The sequence below is a fragment of the Microcystis sp. M165S2 genome (assembly GCF_020245885.1).
GTDB lineage: Bacteria > Cyanobacteriota > Cyanobacteriia > Cyanobacteriales > Microcystaceae > Microcystis.
The window spans coordinates 43,011-62,384 of sequence record NZ_JADBTZ010000040.1; the positions used below are offsets into that span (position 1 = coordinate 43,011).

Sequence of the window (19,374 nt, forward strand, 5' to 3'; positions counted from 1 at the left end):
TTTCCACCTCGTTGTCACTTCTTCAGCTATTACGACCAGACAGCCAATCATACCTGATCGAGGTAGTAATTGTCAACAGACATCTCCAATAACCTGGTGTGGGGTGTGGCATCCTAAGCTCTGCTCTGCTGGCCTCGCGCCACTATATCTTTAAATGTCACACTTTCCGCACTTCTTAATATTCAATTAATAATTTTTACTAATTTATTGCTGACAAGAGTAGTTTCTACAATGAAGATTTTTCGTCAAAACATCTTGGGGAATGTAAAGATATATAAAAGTATATGAAGATGTGCGGAATGTCGGTTTAATATGCTATGATGTCGAAGCTCAGAACAATTTTGAAGAAGCGACAGAAACCTCGACCTTAGCCGTAGTCGGGTTTCCTGTAGTCCATATAGCAATAATTCCACTCGTCAGAGACGGGAATTATCGCTTTAAGGGAACAGGGAACGGGTAAGCATTGTACCCCATGACTCTGAATACCGCCATCAACTACTATTTAGGGACAAAGTTAGAACAGCAATGGAAGCACATCTGGTTTCAATAGATTACCAAATTCGGCAACTTCAAGAAATAGATCCAGTAACTACTCTATTTGGTAATGTAAGTCAGAATAAAACCGGGGAGCAAGATAGCGTTATTGAAGTTATCTCTACAGATTTACAGAAAAAAATCAACAGTTTAACGGCAAATAATTCTGTTAATAATTTAGCATTTCATCTGGCTGTTGTCCAGGTTTTAATGTTTAAATATACTGCTCAAGTCGAGTTTGCTACAGCTACAGGAGCTTTGAATACAGAAAAATTAGATAGCCTGATATTTTGCCGATTCAATCAACATAATTTTAGTTCATTTAAAGATTTACTAAGAATCATTCGTAAAGATTTACAAGAAGGATATCGCCATCAAAACTATGCTCTGGATAGTTTGGTCAAAACCTTGGCAGCAAGAGGAGGAGAACTAGAGAATATTTTTGACGTTGCTGTGATCAAAGAAGGCCTGTGCGCCGACATTTCTTCCTTAAATAAATTTCAATTAGTTTTTGCCATAGCAGCGGATGATAGTGGTGTTTCTGTCACTTTTATTAAAGATAAATTTCCCAGAGATTTTGTCGAGAGAATGCTAGGACATTACCGTAAAATCTTAGAAACAGTGACGAGTAATCCCGATATAGATTTGTCAGAAATTGATATATTAACGGCAAAAGAACGAGAACAATTGCTGATAGATTGGAATGATACGGCCATTCAATATCCTCAAAAGCAATGGATTCATCAGCTATTTGAAGAGCAAGCCAAACTTTACCCTGAGAGAGTGGCGGTCATTTTTGAAAATCAAGAATTAACTTATCAAGAATTAAATGAAAAAGCCAATCAACTTGGTCATTACCTACAAAAATTAGGAGTAAAACCAGAGGAATTAGTCGGAATTTGTCTGGAGCGTTCCTTAGAAATGGTAGTAGGTTTATTGGCTGTTTTGAAGGCTGGAGGAGCTTACGTCCCCTTAGATCCTAATTATCCTCAAGAACGCCTAAGTTATCTATTAGAAGATACTGGGTTAAAAGTGATCATTACTACGGAATTGCTGCGGGGATTGTTGGACGAATACCCTGGGATTGTTGTTGCTTTAGATACAGATTGGCCAGCAATTTCTCAAGAAAGTCAGAACAATTGTGACAGTGGCGTAGCGGGGGAAAATTTAGCCTATGTTATTTATACTTCGGGATCCACAGGTAAGCCTAAAGGTGCGATGAATACTCATCAGGGTATCAGGAATCGTTTGTTGTGGATGCAGGATACTTATCAGTTAACTAACAGCGATCGCATTTTACAAAAAACCCCTTTTAGTTTTGATGTTTCAGTGTGGGAATTCTTCTGGCCATTATTAGCCGGTGCAACCCTAGTGGTAGCTAAACCAGAAGGTCATAAAGATAGTATCTATTTAATACAATTGATCCAAGAGCAGCAAATTACTACCCTTCATTTTGTCCCCTCGATGCTGCGAGTGTTTCTGCAAGAAACAGAGCTAAAAGAATGTAGTTCTCTCAAGCGGGTTTTATGTAGTGGGGAAGCTCTGCCATTAGACCTAACACAACGCTTTTTTGAGCATTTTAACTGTGAACTTCACAACCTCTACGGGCCGACTGAGGCGGCGATTGATGTGACTTACTGGCCCTGTTTACCGGGGAGTGAAAAAGCGATAGTGAGTATTGGTCAACCAATTGCCAATACTCAGATTTATATTCTTAATCCGCACTTACAACCAGTTCCTATAGGGATTGTGGGAGAATTACATATTGGTGGTATAGGTTTAGCTCGTGGATATCTCAATCGTCCCGAATTAACAGACCAGAAATTTATCCCTAATCCTTTTGCTAAGGTCGCAGGAGCAATAGGGGGAGAAATTAGGGCAAAATTATATAAAACGGGGGATTTAGCCCGGTATTTACCGGATGGAAATATTGAGTTTTTGGGGCGTATTGACCATCAAGTTAAGATTCGAGGTTTCCGGATTGAGCTTGGGGAAATTGAAACTATACTCAGTGAACATCCAGCAGTTGAGCAAGCGGTAGTCATTGCATCGGAGACAGAAACCGGCAGTAAAACACTAATTGCTTATGTTGTGGGTCAGTCTCAAGAGGGGGAACTCTTGGCGACTTCAGAAAAAGGGCAATTATTCGATGAGCAAATCGAGCAATGGCAAAGCCTCTATAACCAAATTTACAGCCAAACATCGGCAGATTCTGAGGGTATATTTAATATTGTTGGCTGGAATAGTAGTTACACGGGGGAACCTATCCCGACTGCTCAGATGCGAGAATGGCTAGATGATAAGGTGAAGGTTATTCTCGCTCAACAACCTAAAAAAGTTCTGGAAATAGGTTGTGGAACCGGGTTAATATTATTCCAAGTTGCTCCCCATTGTCAGCATTATTGGGGAACAGATATTTCATCAGTAGCCTTAGACCATATTCAGCGAATTAATCAAGAAGGGCCAAAGCTGGAGCAAATAAGGTTATTTACCCGTACTGCCGATAATTTTGAGGGTTTGGAGTCAGAAGGATTCGATACAATTATCCTTAACTCGGTTGTGCAGTATTTCCCCCATATAGATTACTTATTGCGGGTTTTAGAGGGAGCTATCAAGGTACTAACTCCGGGGGGGTGTATTTTCCTTGGAGATGTGCGAAACTTGCAACTCATGGCAGCTTTTCACGCTGATGTAGAACTTTATAAGGCTAACCCTGAAGATTCGATTAGGGATTTTAAACAGCTTGTACAGAGGAAAATTGAGCAAGAAAATGAGTTATTCATTGACCCTGATTTTTTTAGAGCAATTCAGTCCTATTTTCCTCAGATTACTGAAGTCGAGATTCATCTAGAGAGAGGTCGATACCACAACGAATTGACTCAATTTCGTTACAATGTTGTTCTACGAAGCGCAACAATTGTGGATTTTAGCACCGACCTTCAAGAATTAAACTGGACTGAACAGCAGCTGACTTTATCTGAGGTGAGAAATCAACTGGGGACATCTGAGGGGTTAAGGGTGATAGGTGTCCCTAATTTGCGCTTGTTTGGACCTTTAAAAATTGTGGAATTGTTGAACAATTCTCAAGACTTTGGGACAATCGAGGAATTTAAAGCGATTAAATCGGACATTATACCGGAAAATGCCGTAGAAACTGAAGATTTTTCGGCTTTAGCTGCGGATTTATCCCTTTCGGTTTGGGTAACTAGGTCTGATACTCCGGACTGTTACGATGTGATTTTTGCTCCGCTAGAAAATTCCCGTAGAAATTACATCGCTTTTACCCCCACCCACACCGCAAAACCTGAATGGCAACTATATGCAAATCACCCTTTAAGGTCTAAGTTAAACAGTAAACTGATTCCCCAACTGCGGAGTTATCTGCAAAAGCAACTCCCAGAATACATGATACCCCATGCCTTTGTGCAATTGGATTCTATTCCTCTGACAAATAATGGAAAAATTGACCGTCGCGCCCTACCCTCTCCAAGCTATAACAGTTTAAGGAATTCGGAGAATTTTGTAGCACCTTGTACCCCTCTTGAGGAAATTTTAGCACTGATTTGGGCTGAAGTTTTGGGCATCGAAGAGGTTGGTATTCACGATAATTTTTTTGAACTTGGGGGGGATTCGATTCGGGCAATACAAGTGATCGCTAAGGCGCGACAAATGGGTTTTCATTTTTCCTTACCCCAATTATTGCAACATCAAACCATTCAAGAATTGGCCAATTGCGTTAGCTATGAAATTGATACTTTGGGGACTGAAAAAACGGAAGTTTTTAGTTTAATTCCTCAAGAAGTTCGCTGGGATTTACCGGAGGAAGTGGAGGATGCTTATCCTCTAACTGCTCTACAATTGGGGATGATATTTCATAGTGAATATCAGGGGAATCTGTCGGTGTACCATGATGTGTTTACCTATCATATTCGTGCTACTTTTAATTTTCCCGCTTTACATAGTGCTATTAAGGAGATTGTCCAGCGGCATCCGGTATTACGAACCAGTTTCGCACTCTTTGAATATCAGGAACCCCTACAATTAGTTCATCGACAAATCGATGTTCCTTTAGGATTAGATGACCTAACCCATTTATCTCCTTCTGAACAAGACACGGCTATTGATGATTGGATTGAGCGGGAAAAAATCCGCACTTTTGACTGGAATAGTCCTCCTTTATTTCGCTTTCATCTCCATCGCCGCCATCAGGATAACTTTAACCTAACTTTCAGCTTTCATCACTCTATTTTAGATGGTTGGAGTGTAGCCTCATTGCTCACAGAATTGTTACAACAGTATCTCTATCTTCTCGACAAAAAAGTTTTACCTCTTTCTCCCCCTCCAGATATCAGTTTTAGGGATTTTGTCGCCTTAGAAAAGAAAACTATTCAATCGACAGAATGCCAGAATTATTGGCAAGAAAAACTCAGAGATGTCACGCTGACCAAACTTCCTCAGTGGTCGAAATCTAATCAAGTTAATCAAGATTGGGATTGGTTAGTTCCCATATCTAGTCAGGTATCTCAGGGATTAAAACAACTCGGTAAACAAGTTGGAGTCCCCCTAAAAAGTGTTTTATTGGCGGCTCATTTTCGGGTATTAAGTTTACTGAATAATCAGAGGGATATTGTTACAGGTTTAGTCTCTAATGGACGGTTAGAAGTAGCCGATGGGGAAAAGATATTAGGTTTATTTTTGAATACTTTGCCCCTACGTTTAGAGTTATCTGGAGGTTCTTGGAGCGATTTAGTTAAGCAAGCTTTTGATGTTGAAAGAGAATGCTTATCTTGGCGAAGATATCCCCTGGCTGAGTTACAAAAAACTTTTGCGGGTCAACCTTTGTTTGATACGGCTTTTAATTTTATTCATTTTCATGTTTATCAAGGTATCATCGGGGTGCAAGATTTAGAGGTCTTGGGAGGGAAGTTTTTTAATCAAACTAATTTTACATTGTTAGCTAATTTTAGTCTTCATCCTCTTTCATCTGAAGTAGAACTTACCCTTAAATATGATGGGAATTATCTAGGGGAAAAGCAGATGGAGTTAATCGGAGGATACTACGAGAAAACTCTCATCGCTATGGCAACGGAAGGGTTAGAACGTTATGAGACTTGTTGTTTACTTTCTGAGCAAGAACAACATCAATTATTGAAAGAATGGAATGATACTGAGGTTCACTATCCAGATGACTGTATTCATCAATTGTTTGAGGAGCAAGTTAAGCGCAGTCCTGATGCGATCGCTATTATTGCAGAAAATGAACAATTAACCTACCGTCAATTAAACGAAAAAGCGAATCAATTAGGGCATTATTTAGGCAAAAAAGGGGTGAAACAGGAGTCTTTGGTGGGAATTTGCCTAGAACGGACAACTGAGATGGTTATAGGGTTATTAGCCATTCTCAAAGCAGGGGGAGCTTATGTACCTTTAGATGCAGCTTATCCAACTGAACGCCTCAATGTCATTTTAGGGGATGCCCAAGTTTCCTTGTTGCTAACACAAGAAAAATTAGTCGAGAAATTAGGGAATTATCCAGGGAATCTGGTGATATTAGAGGCAGAACAAAGAAATATAGCCCTAGAAAGTCCCGAAAACCTCTCTTTACCCGTAAGTTCCAGTAATACCGCTTATGTGATTTATACCTCCGGTTCAACGGGGAAACCGAAAGGGGTTGTCATTGAGCATCAAAGCACCACAACCTTACTGAATTGGTCCAAGGAAGTCTTTAGCAGTGAGGAATTAGCGGGGGTTTTGGGTTCTACGTCTATTTGTTTTGATTTGTCAGTATTTGAACTATTTTTGCCCTTGGCTGTGGGGGGTAAGATTATTCTGGCCCAGAATGTTCTAGATTTGCCTAGTTTAAGTGCAGCCAAAGAGGTAACATTAATTAATGCCGTACCTACAGCGATCGCCCAACTCCTGGAAATTGAGGCGATACCTGAGACTGTGCGAACGGTAAACCTCGCCGGAGAAGCTTTGTCTAATCAATTAGTCCAGAAGCTTTACCAGCAGGAAAACATTAAGAAAGTTTATAATCTCTATGGTCCTTCAGAAGATACCACTTATTCCACTTTTAGCTTAGTGCCTAAAGGACACCATGGACAACCGAGTATCGGCCGGCCTATTGCCAATACTGAAGTTTATATTCTGGACTCTTTTAAGCAACCGGTTCCTCTAGGAACTATTGGTGATTTATATATCGGGGGTGAAGGGTTAGCTCGATGTTATCTTAATCAACCTGAATTAACCGCCGAGAAATTTATCTCCAATCCGTTTAGCAATGAACCCAATGCAAAACTCTATAAAACAGGAGATTTAGCCCGATATTTACCCGAGGGAAATATTGATTTTTTGGGGCGGGGTGATAATCAGGTAAAATTGCGGGGTTTCCGCATTGAATTAGGAGAAATTGAGGCAACTCTAGGGACTTATCCCCAAGTTAAGCAAACGGTGGTGAAAGTTTGGGAGGACTCCTATCGGAATAAGAGGTTAGTCGCTTATCTAGTAGGAGAAAATGGCCCGATAAATACTGAGGATTTGCGTCGTTTCTTGGGACAGAAGTTGCCAGAGTATATGATTCCGGCTCTTTTTGTGTCCTTAGAAGCTCTCCCTCTGACTCCTAATGGAAAAATTGACCGTTCAAGATTACCCATCCCTGAGATACCTTGCACATCTGAGCAGGATTTTGTTCCCCCTCATACTCAGAAAGAAAAGATTTTGGCTAGTATTTGGCAAGATGTTCTCAGCATTAAACAAGTGAGTCGTTATGACCGCTTTTTTGAAGTTGGGGGCGATTCTATTCTCAGTATTCAGGTTGTCGCTCGCGCTCGTCAAGCCGGGTTGAAGATTACCCCTAAACAGATATTTGAATATCCTACTCTTGCTGAACTGGCTACAGTTGCCGATTATTCCACAGCAGAATTAGCTAAACAGGGTTTAGTGACGGGTATTGTGCCTCTCACTCCCATTCAACTGTGGTTTTTTGAGCAAAATCGCGCTGAAATGCACCACTTTAATCAGTCTGTCCTCTTAGAAGTTCCCCATCACCTGAAAGCTGATTTGTTAGCTCAATCTCTGAGAAAATTAATTGAACATCATGACGCTTTGCGGTTACAGTTTACTGTGGAGGAAGGACAATGGCAACAAGTCAATGAAGGAATGTCGGATGAAGTACCTTTTGAGGTGATTGATTTGTCTTCTATTCCTCAATCTCAGCAAGGGGAAACTCTCTTAGCAATGGCAACAGTTCAACAAGCAAGTTTAAACCTCTCTAGTGGACTATTAATCAAGGCCGTACTATTTGAATTGGCCCCCTATCAACCTAGTCGGTTACTGATTATTATTCATCACTTGGGAGTTGATGGTGTATCTTGGCGAATTTTGCTAGAAGATTTATTGATGACCTATCAACAGTTGGAAAGGGGGGAGAATGTAGAACTTCCTCCAAAAACCATAGCTTTTCAGGATTGGGCGCTTCTCTTGAGGGATTATGGACAAGGGGAAAAAGCGAAAGCGCTATTAGACTATTGGTTAACTCAACCTTGGTTAGAAGCGAGAAATTTACCTGTAGATAACGAGAGTGGAAAAGAAGACAATACAGTAGCGATGGCAAATGATGTCACGGTGACTCTAGATGAAGAACAAACCCGCACCCTCTTGCAAAAGGTTCCCGCTGCCTATAACACTCAAATTAACGAGGTTCTGTTAACAGCTTTAGCAGAAACTTTGACACAATGGACAGAAAATTTGACCATATCCCTTGATTTAGAAGGACACGGACGAGAAGATTTGTTCAGTGAGGTTGACCTATCGAGGACGGTAGGTTGGTTTACCAGTCTTTTTCCGGTTGTTTTGCGACTCCCCCCCGAAAATCACCCCGGTGAGCGACTCAAATCTATTAAGGAACAGTTACGAGCTATTCCTCACAAGGGAATTGACTATGGAATTTTGCGATATTTGAGTAATGAGGCTGATATTAAGTCTCAATTAGCTGAAATTCCTGCCAGGGAAGTTTTGTTTAATTATTTAGGTCAATTTGAGCAAGGACGATTGCAAAAAGGGGATTGGAAATTAGCGGATGAGTCTAAGGGGCCTAATCACAGTCTTAAGGGACATCGTAGTCATTTATTAGAGATTACGGCCAGAGTTATAGAGGGACAGTTACAAGTAAACTGGACTTATAGCGATCTAATCTATGAACGTTCGACGGTAGAATATTTAGGACGCAGCTATAAAGAAGCTTTGCTGAAATTGATTGAGCATTGTTTATCTCCTGATGCTGGGGGTTACACTCCCTCGGATTTTCCAGTAGCGCAATTGAATCAACAGGAATTAGACGATATTCTGGCAGAAATTGACTAATAAGGAGAATCTTTCATGGCAGACACAAAAAATCAACCCGCCAAAAATGTGGAGTCTATTTATCCTCTTTCCCCCATGCAGGAAGGGATGCTCTTTCATAGTCTTTATACTCCTGATTCAGGGATTTATTGTAGCCAAACTCTAATTACTCTGGAGGGAGAAATTAACCTTACAGTTTTTAGGCAAGCGTGGGAAAAAGTTGTAGAGCGTCACTCGGTATTAAGGACTCTATTTCTCTGGGAAAAACGGGAAAAACCTCTGCAAATTGTGCGAAAAAAGGTTGATTTGCCTTGGAATTATCAGGATTGGCGCAATCTTTCCCCCAGAGAACAACAACAACGTTTAGATTTATTGTTACAAACAGAGCGTCAACAAGGGTTTGAACTCAAAGTTGCTCCTTTAATGCGCTGCTTGATGATTCAACTATCAGACCAAACTTATAAATTCCTCTGCAATCATCATCATATTATTCTGGATGGTTGGAGTATGCCTATTATTTATCAAGAAGTTTTAGGGTTTTATGAGGCAGGTATTCAAGGGAAAAGTTATCATCTTCCTTTGCCGCGTCCTTATCAAGATTATATTGTTTGGTTACAGCAGCAAAACCCATCTGTTGCTGAGAGTTTTTGGCAGCGAACTCTTGAAGGGTTTATGACTCCCACCCCCCTGAGGGTGGACAGACTCCAGTTAATGAAATCTGAAGGTAAGCCGACTTATAAAGAGTATAACTGTCATTTATCGGCTTCTCACTCGAAAGACCTGCAATCTTTGGCACAAAAGCATAATCTGACCTTATCTACTCTAGTACAGGCCGCTTGGGCGATTCTTCTCAGTCGCTATAGTGGGGAGTCAGAAGTTTTATTTGGGGTTACGGTTTCTGGTCGCCCCCATGATTTATCAGGGGTAGAACATAGGGTAGGATTATTTATTAATACATTGCCGCTGCGAGTCTCCATCAGAGAATCAGATTTATTGTTATCTTGGTTACAGGAATTACAGCAAAAGCAAGCAGAAATTCAGGATTATGCTTATGTTTCTCTGGCTGAAATACAGAGATTGAGTGATATTCCACCGGGGGTTCCCCTGTTTGAGAGTTTGGTCGTTTTTGAGAATTATCCCAGAGAAGCGTTATCGAGAGATTCTCGTCAATCCTTAAGGGTTAAGGATGTGGAGAATTTTGAGGAAACTAATTATCCTTTGACGGTGGTTGCTATTCCTAAACAGGAGTTACTGATTCAGTTAATCTATGATACTGGCCGTTTTACTCAGGATACGATTGAACGGATGGCAGGACATTTACAAACTATTTTAACAGGAATTGTTACTGAACCTCTGCAACGAGTAACACAATTACCTATATTGACAACAGAAGAGCAACATCAGTTATTAGTAGAGTGGAACAATACTGAGGCTGATTATCCTTTAGATAAGTCTTTACATCAATTATTTGAGGAACAAGTTGCCCAGAATCCGCAGGGAATAGCGGTTATTTTTGAAGACCAAAAATTAACCTATCAACAGTTAAATAACCGGGGCAATCAGTTAGCTCACTGTTTACGAGATAAGGGTGTAAATCCAGAAAGTTTGGTCGGGATTTTTATGGAGCGCTCCCTAGGGATGGTCATCGGTTTATTAGGGATATTAAAAGCTGGGGGAGCTTATGTACCTTTAGATACGGATTATCCCACCGAACGCTTGGGGGATATCCTCTCAGATTCGGGTGTTTCTTTGGTGTTAACTCAGGAATCTTTAGGGGATTTTCTTCCCCAAACTGGTGCCGAATTACTGTGTTTAGATAGGGATTGGGAAAAGATAGCTACCTATAGCCCAGAAAATCCCTTCAATCTAACGACTCCTGAGAATTTAGCCTATGTTATTTATACATCAGGTTCAACGGGAAAACCCAAAGGAGTATTAATTAGCCATCGGGGGTTAATGAATTTAATTTGTTGGCATCAAGACGCTTTTGAAATTACGCCTTTAGACAAAACTACTCAACTAGCAAGAAGCGCTTTTGATGCTGCGGTTTGGGAGTTATGGCCCTGTTTAACAGCCGGTGCGAGTCTTGTCTTAGTTAAACCTGAAATCATGCAATCTCCCCCGGAGTTGCGAGACTGGTTAATTGCCCAAGAAATCACCGTCAGCTTTTTACCAACTCCCCTAGTTGAGAAGATTTTATCTTTAGAATGGGATGAAAATATAGCCCTCAGAATTATCTTAACGGGTGGGGATAAACTCCATCATTATCCTTCAGTATCAATGCCTTTTAAGCTTATTAATAATTATGGTCCTACAGAGAATACAGTAGTAACCACTTCAGGAATAGTTCCCGATTATGAGGAAGGAAACTCCTCATCCCCGTCTATTGGCAAGCCAATTTCTAACACAAAAATTTATATTTTAGATCAGAATTTACAACCGCTTCCGATTGGGGTTCCTGGAGAGTTACATATTAGCAGTGTGGGGTTAGCGCGGGGTTATCTCAATCGTCTGGAATTAACTAAAGAAAAATTTATTTCTAACCCTTTTAATTCGGGTATATTATATAAAACGGGGGATTTAGTTCGCTATCTTCCAGAGGGCAATATTGAATTTTTAGGGCGCATTGATAATCAGGTTAAGCTGAGGGGATTACGGATTGAATTAGGGGAAATAGAAGCAGTTTTAGAGACCCATTCTCAAGTGGAAAAAGCCGTAGTTATTTTGCGAGAAGATACGTCAGAAAATCAACGCTTAGTCGCTTATATAGTCAGGAAATTCCCCTCATTAGGTATCGGAGAATTGCGCCGTTTCTTGCAGCAGCAACTCCCCGCTTATATGGTTCCTTCTGCCTTTGTCATGTTGTCAGATTTTCCCTTAAATAACAATGGCAAGATAGACAGGAAAAAATTACCTGTCCCCGATGAGACATCAATTATTGAATCTGCTTATATAGCTCCAAGAAATGAAAAAGAAAGCCTCTTAGCTCAGATTTGGCAAGATGTTCTTCAGCTATCACAAATAGGGGTTAATGACAACTTCTTTGAGTTAGGAGGACATAGCTTAAAAGCTATTTCTCTAGTGAGTAAAATTCAAGAAAAGTTAGGGCAATCTTTGCCCATCAAACAAGTATTTGCTCATCCTACCATTGCTGAACAAGCAGAATTATTAAGCACTGTTACCCCTCTGACGGTAGCCACTATTCCCCTTGTATCTGCACAAGAAACCTACGAAACATCCCATGCTCAGAGACGTTTCTATGTCTTGCAACAGATGGATCTCAATAATGTAGCTTATCATATTGTTTCCACTCTCAAAATAGCAGGAGATTTTAGTCCAGATGTCTTTGAAAAAGCCATACAATTATTGATTTCCCGTCATGAATCCCTGCGGACATCTTTCATTTTAATTAACGGTGAACCACAACAAAAAATCCTGCAAAATCGTCCTTTTGATTGGGAATTTAAAGACTGGACAAATAAACCTGATGAAGAAATCTTAGAAACGATTGCAAAAGAGAGAAAAGCGTTTGACTTAGAAAAAAGTCCCCTGGTGCGCTCTAAGGTTTATAAACTGTCTCCGAATGAATATATTTTGGAGTTAGAAATTCATCATATTATCTGTGATGGTTGGTCAATGAGTTTGTTAGCTAAAGAATGCTTAGAATACTACTCTGATTTAGCCAAAGGATTACAGCCTAATATAGAGCCATTGCCGATACAATATAAAGATTATGCAGGGTGGCAAAATAATCTTTTAAGGAGCGAAAATAATTCAAAAAACCTAGATTACTGGCGGCAAAAACTGGACAATGGACAACTGACCAGAGTTCACTTACCGACAGACTTTAAACGTCCCCAAATAAAGACGTTTAAGGGTTCTCATTTAAGCTGGACATTTGACCGAGAAACGATTTCTAAATTAAGAAAAATTTGTCAGGAAAACGAAATAACCCTATTCATGGCATTGGTAGCGGCTGTCAAAATATTGCTGTATCGCTACAGTGGTCAACATGATATTACTATTGGTACAGAAATCGCCACTAGAAACCATCCTCAACTGCAATCTCTAATCGGTTTATTTCTCAATACCTTAGTTATTCGTGACCAAATTGAACCCGAAAAAGGCTACAAAAATCTACTCGCAAAGGTTCGTCAAACCGTTACCGAAGCCTTAGAACATTCCGATTATCCCTTTGATATTTTAGTAGAAAAATTAGCTGTTTCTAGAGAAATTAACCGCACTCCCTTGTTTGATATATTAGTCCTTCTGCAAAATTTTGATCAACCTGTAGGCTTAGAAAATATACAAATAAAATCTCTAGATTCCCTGACCCCGACCAGTAAGTTTGATCTATCTTTTGTGTTTAGTGAAGCTCAGGAAAAACTCAGATTAGAGCTAATTTATAACACCGACTTATTCCAAGAGGAGAGGATGAAAAAATGTCTCATTCACTTCGATAAACTCTTGAATGAAATGCTATCTAACCCTGCCCAACCCGTCAAAGACATTTCTTTGTTATCGGCAGCAGAAACCGCTTTCATCGCCAATTTTATCAATCCTATTCCTCGCTTAGAAACCCGTACCATTATCCATGATTTTATTGACCAAGTTGAAGCCAAACCGGAGAAAACATCGATTATTTATCCAGGGGGTAAATTTAGCTATCAAGAATTACATGAACTAACTAACTTTTGGGCTTATGCCTTAAAAGAATTAGGCGTGGAAAAAGACAAGGTTTGTGGTGTTCTCCTAGAAGGAGATTATCGTCAGTTAATCGCCATGCTGGCAGTATTTAAAGCCGGAGGAATCTATTTACCTCTACGTTTAGATGAACCAGAGGAGCGTCGGCAACGCATGATGATTAAAACTAGCCCCGAAATTATCTTAGTTGCGGCGGAGAATTTAGAGGGGATTAAACCCCAACTATCCGCATTAGAAAAACCGCCTCATATCTTAGTGGTTAAGGCTCATAAAATTCAGCAATATCATCAGTGGAATGGCATGGATTATCAAGAGTTTCCTTGCCAATTAAGCAAACTGCAACCCGTTCTAGCTATGCCAGATGCTGATGATTCTAATTATATTATGTTTACTTCTGGCTCAACCGGTGAACCTAAAGCAATTTTAGGCAGTCACGGCAGCTTACGTCATTTCATTGATTGGGAAAAACGGGAATTTGGCATTAATGAAAGTTGGCGCTGTTTACAAATTGCTCAAATTAATTTTGATGCTTATTTGAGGGAAACCTGTGTGACTTTATGCTCAGGGGGAACTCTGTATATTCCAGAGAGTACAGAGCGAGAAGACTTAGAGCTTTTATTACTGCGAATAGGAGAATGGAAAATTAACTTACTACACACTGTCCCCTCGGTAATGCGTCTATTTTTAAAGATGGGGCGTGGTTTAATTAATGCTCATAATCTCCTGAAAAATTTGCGAATTTTTGTCTTAGGAGGAGAGCCTTTATTTGTGAAAGAACTGGCTGAATGGCATCAAATTTTTGGCTCTCAGACAGAATTTGTCAATATTTATGGAGCGAGTGAAACTACATTTGTTAAGCATTTTTATCGAATTCCTAACCCTAATAATATTCCCTATGAACGGGTTCCGGGTGGTCAAACTTTGCCAGATGCCGCTTATGCAGTGGTTGATGGAAATCGCACCAGGGCAATAGGAGAAGTAGGAGAAGTGTTCGTTAAATCCCCCTATTTAACAAAAGGTTATTATCAAGATGAAAGCTTAACTCATTCAGTTTTTGTGCCTAATCCTTTGAATGGGGGGAGGGATATAGTTTATCGTACTGGAGACTTAGGCAGACTGCTTCCTGATCTAACTTTAGAAGTAATAGGACGCAGTGACAACCAAATTAAATTAAATGGGGTACGGATTGAATTAGGAGAGATTGAAGATGTCCTCAGTGGGATTGAGGGAGTAGAAAAAGCCTTAGTTATAGCTAATAAAAAGGAGGAATTAGTAACCGTAATTGCTTATTATCAAGCAGAGGATACAGTTCATCAGGAATATATTCGAGGTAAATTAAAGCAACTCTTACCGATTTATATGCAGCCTAGCTTTTTAATGCGGTTAGAAGCTTTTCCCTTGTTACCCAATGGAAAAATTCATCGTCTAGCTTTGCCAAAACCCGAAGAAAATATTACTGACTCAACTAACCAAGTCCCAGATTTTAATCCACAAGAAGCTTTATTAGCTTCCCTTTGGGGTGAGTTATTAGAAGCAGAAGTGAGTAACAGTAATCAGTCATTTTTTGAACTAGGAGGAAACAGTCTAAAGGCGATGCGCTTAGTGTCACAAATCCGTAATCAATTTGGGGTTTCCCTCCGATTACGGGAAATTTTTACCCATAATACTTTAAAAGAACAAGCTGTATTAATTCAATCCCGACAAAAACGATGATCAACTTACCACAATCTGACTCAATTAACCCACTGGAAAAACAAAAATATTACGAAGTCTCTCACGGTCAAAGAAGGCTTTGGATTTTGCAGCATATCAGCGAATCTTCTAGTGCTTATAATATTAGGCTTGCCATGAGAATTAATGGCAAATTAGATGTTTCTATATTAACAGCAGCTTTTCAAGAACTGGTGAACCGTCATGAAATTCTCAGAACCACTTTTACCAGTGTTGGGGGCAATATTAAGCAAGTTATTCATGAGCAAATCCCCACAGAACAGTTAATCATTTTTAAAGATTTAAGAGGAGAAAAAGAGGCTGAACTTTTAGCAGATGATTTGATTCAAGATTCGGCAAATTTACCTTTTAGTCTAGAAAAGTTGCCCCTTATTCGAGTCTTATTGGTGCAGATTAAGTCAGAAGAATTTATCTTTGGTTTGACTGTCCATCATATTATTGGAGATGCACAATCACTTGATATTATCTTTCAAGAGTTCTTGACATTATACTCTGCTTATAGTCAACAAAAAAAAGCTGAATTACCCCCTCTTACCCTACAGTATAAAGATTATGCGGCATGGCAAAATCAGTGGTTAGAAAGTGAAGAAGTTAGAGAACAACATGAGTATTGGTGTGAGGTTTTTTCCGAACATCCCCCTATCTTAAACTTACCGATAGACTTCCCTCGACCTCAAGTAAAATCTTCTCAAGCGGCTTCCTACACTTATGAATTTAGTGAGAGTCTTAGCCAACAATTACAAACCTTTGCAACTCAAAATAATACGACTCTATTTATTACCCTACTGACTTTCTTTAAAATATTACTCTACCGCCACACCGGTCAACGGGATTTAGTAGTTGGTATCCCTATTTCAGCACGAAATCATCCTGATTTAGAAAACCAGATCGGGTTTTATGTTAACACCTTGGCTTTGAGATCTTTATTACCAGAGGGAGTAACTTTTAAGCAAGTCTTAGGGGAAGTAACTAACACCTGTCTTGATGCTTATGAATATCGTGATTATCCTTTTGATAAATTAGTATCTGCTCTCAATTTAGAACGAGATCTGTCCCGAAATCCCTTATTTGATGTCATGTTTTCTCTACTGGGTAAAGAAAGCAAAACTGTCTTAAAAATTCCAGGTTTGGAACATCAACCCTATCCCCTAAAACCACGCATGGCTCAATTTGATATGACTTGGAGCTTCTTTGAAGATAGTCATAATCTTATATTAGCTATTGAATATGAGCCAGATTTATTTTTGCCTGAAACTATCGCCAGAATGAGCGGTCACTTTTTACAAATTATTGAAAGTGTAATTCAGAATCCAGATTGTCAATTATCTGAGATTAATTTATTAACCCCTGAAGAACGGCATCAATTACTAATAGAGTGGAATCAAACCGAAGTCGCTTATTCTCAAAAGTGTCTGCACCAGTTAGTTGAAGAAAAAGTTAGAGATAATCCCGAGGCAATAGCTCTTATTTTTGATGGCGAAAAATTGACCTATCGAGAGTTAAATAATCGAGCTAATCAAGTCGGTCACTATTTACAAGAAAAAGGCGTAACCTCAGAAGTTTTAGTGGGGATTTTTATTGAGCGTTCTTTTGAGATGATTATCGGAATATTGGGAATTATTAAAGCCGGGGGAGCTTATGTTCCTTTGGATCCTAATTATCCCCCTGAGCGCTTGGATTATATGATATCTGATTCAGCTATCTCTCTGTTGTTAACTCAGCAATCTTTAGTCCAATCTCTACCAGAAAATTGCCCCAAAATACTGTGTTTAGATACAGATTGGTCAAGGATAGCTAATTATAGTCAAGAGAATTTGACCTCTCCAGTTACCCCGGAAAATTTAGCTTATGTTATTTACACTTCGGGTTCAACGGGAAAACCTAAAGGTGTGATGAATATTCATCAAGGAATTTCTAATACGCTGAAATACACTATTGATTATTATAATCTTACCTCTGAAGATTGCATTCTCCAAATTACTCCCTTTAGTTTTGATGTTTCAGTTTGGGAAGTTTTCTCATCTTTAACATCTGGTGCTACCCTAGTCGTGACGAAACCTGACGGGTATAAAGATATAGATTATTTAATAGATTTAATTGTGCAAGAACAAGTAACTTATTTCACTTGTGTTCCCTCAATATTGCGAGTTTTTCTGCAACATCCCAAGAGCAAAGATTGCCACTGTTTAAAACGAGTAATTGTCGGGGGAGAAGCCTTATCTTATGAACTCAATCAACGATTTTTTCAGCAGTTAAACTGTGAATTATATAACTTTTATGGACCGACAGAAGCAGCCGTTTATACCACTGGCTGGTGCTGTCAGCCAAATTCCCAAATTTCTATTGGATGTCCCCTTGCTAATGTTCAAGTTTATATCCTCGACAGCTATCTTCAACCGGTTCCTATTGGTGTTGCTGGAGAATTACATATTGGTGGAATGGGTTTAGCGCGTGGATACCTCAACCAACCTGAATTAACGGCTGAAAAATTTATTCCTCATCCTTTTGCTCAGGGGAAATTATATAAAACGGGGGATTTAGCTCGCTATCTTCCCGATGGCAATATTGAATATTTAGGGCGAATTGATAATCAAGTCAAGCTGAGAGGTTTCCGTATTGAATTAGGAGAAATTCAGACAGTTTTAGAAACTCATCCCAACGTCGAACAAGCTGTTGTGATTATGCGGGAAGACACATTACATAATCAACGGTTAGTTGCTTATGTAATGAGAAAAGATACTTTATTAGCTTCTCAGGAGCTGCACCGTTTCTTACAACAGAAATTACCCGTTTATATGATCCCTTCTGCTTTTGTCCTGTTGTCGGATTTTCCCTTAAATCCTAACGGAAAAATAGACGTTCATAAATTGCCTATACCGGATGAGACTTCTCTAGTTGAATCACCCTATTTAGCACCCCGCAATTCAACGGAAACTATCTTAGTAAGTCTTTGGCAACAACTTCTACAAGCTGGCAAGATAGGGGTTAATGATAACTTCTTTGAGTTGGGGGGTCATTCATTACAAGCGATGAATCTTATGGCTTTAATTTATGAGAAAATGGCCATAGAAATTCCTTTATCAATGATTTATGAAAAGCCAACAGTCGCCGAATTAAGCGATTATATTATTTATGCTCAAGAGATGAATATTCAACCGAAAGAACGTCCTTATGTGGTGTTTAATAAGGAGCAAAAAAAAGCCGTCTTTTTATTTCCTCCCGCTCTTGGTTTCGCTGCTGCTTATGCCAATTTAGCAGAGTATATAACGGATTATGCTCTCTATACTTTCCGGTATATTAGCGATGAATTAATGTTAGAAAAATACGCTGAATTAATTGAGGATTTGGCTCAGAATCAAGATATAAAATTAATGGGACATTCCGCCGGCGGATTTTTAGCGATGTTAATGGCTCAACAATTAGAAAGTCGAGGGAGAGTTGTTTCTGATGTCATTTTACTGGATACTTACAGAGGAGGACGTGAGGCTAAAAAAGCTGATATGTCAGAGATTCAAGAAGGGGTTGATGCTTTCTTGTTAAATCCCAAACGTCAGCAATTAAGAGGTTACTTTTTAGAGAATCAAAAACTCCGCAATCGCACTTATAATCAAGTGTGGGAATACTTTAATTTTCTTTGGAATTCTGACTTAAAAAATGTACAAATTCAAGGGACTATTCATTTGATTCGTGCTGAGGGAAACTATGAAGCTCAAGATGATTGGATACAAGCAACAAAAGGAGAAAGAATCAATCATTATGCCACTGGTATTCATCGTGAAATGATTGATCCTCCTTATCTTCCCAAAAACGCTCTGATTATTAATAGTATTCTCAACCCAAAACAGTCGTAACCGTTTTCTAGTTATTATCACAGTCCGAGTTGCTGACTGCTGACTGCTTAAAGACTCCTGACTCCTGCAATTTTTGTTAATTAGGGTTTGCTGAATAAAGCTAAAAACCTTACAGGAAAAGGCTTTTAGCTAGATTGAGAGTCGCTCAGGTGCCCCTGAATCTGCTAAAATTACTCAAAACCCTTGCATCTTCTCTCCTTAGTACCAATGTATC

At 39.4% G+C, this 19,374-nt stretch carries 3 protein-coding genes; all 3 read left to right on the forward strand.

What is annotated here, in order from left to right; all coding sequences use genetic code 11:
• Positions 1–525 precede the first annotated feature (525 nt).
• Genes IM479_RS02195 through IM479_RS02205 form a run of 3 tightly spaced genes read left to right on the forward strand, consistent with a single transcriptional unit; the run spans position 526 to position 19,160 of the window.
• Positions 526–8,895 (forward strand): non-ribosomal peptide synthetase, encoded by an 8,370-nt coding sequence (locus IM479_RS02195; protein WP_287686861.1) that lies wholly within the window; start codon positions 526–528, stop codon positions 8,893–8,895.
• Positions 8,896–8,910: 15 nt separating this feature from the next.
• Positions 8,911–15,291, forward strand: a complete 6,381-nt coding sequence (locus IM479_RS02200; protein ID WP_287686863.1) for a non-ribosomal peptide synthetase — start codon at positions 8,911–8,913, stop codon at positions 15,289–15,291.
• Complete coding sequence (locus IM479_RS02205; protein ID WP_287686864.1) at positions 15,288–19,160, forward strand: non-ribosomal peptide synthetase; 3,873 nt, start codon at positions 15,288–15,290, stop codon at positions 19,158–19,160. The genes IM479_RS02200 and IM479_RS02205 overlap by 4 nt, the downstream gene beginning before the upstream one ends.
• Positions 19,161–19,374 lie beyond the last annotated feature (214 nt).

Excerpts from the sequence above, each read along its gene's own strand:
- IM479_RS02195 (WP_287686861.1), top strand. The coding sequence starts at position 526 with ATGGAAGCACATCTGGTTTCAATAGATTACCAAATTCGGCAACTTCAA.
- IM479_RS02200 (WP_287686863.1), top strand. The coding sequence starts at position 8,911 with ATGGCAGACACAAAAAATCAACCCGCCAAAAATGTGGAGTCTATTTAT.
- IM479_RS02205 (WP_287686864.1), top strand. The coding sequence starts at position 15,288 with ATGATCAACTTACCACAATCTGACTCAATTAACCCACTGGAAAAACAA.